Annotated in this window: 1 protein-coding gene; it reads right to left on the reverse strand. The window is 42.5% G+C overall.

Annotation, left to right across the window (positions count from 1 at the left end; all coding sequences use genetic code 11):
- The coding region (locus AC1P5O_RS16885; RefSeq protein WP_499006444.1) for an IS3 family transposase at window positions 1–440 on the reverse strand (440 nt) is incomplete at both ends.

The following is a 440-nucleotide window of genomic DNA, read 5'->3' on the forward strand; positions in this document are numbered from 1 at the left end:
TACCGACTGATGCTCGTAAATTTGCTGCTTCTAAACGATTGGTATAGCGAATGGAAAGATATTGCACACCTCTGTCGGAATGATGAATCACATTCTTTGGCATGCCTCGATCATGCAATGCTTGCTCCAATGCATCGAGCACCATATCTGTATTCATTCGTGTAGATACTTTCCAGCCAACAATTGCTCGTGAGAACACATCAATAATAAAGGCGGTATAGACCCAGCCTGAATTTGTTTGAATATAGGTAAAGTCAGCAACCCACAAGTGATTAGGCTGATCAGCTCTAAAATTCCGTTTCACCAAGTCAGGTGCTCGTTTTTGGTCATCTCGGCTACGGGTGGTTTGTTTGTTCTTACCTCGCCAAACACCTTGTATACCTAGCTTTTTCATTAATCGAGCAACAGTACAGCGTGCAATAATATAGCCTTCACGTTTC

This window comes from Prolinoborus fasciculus, from assembly GCF_056724605.1.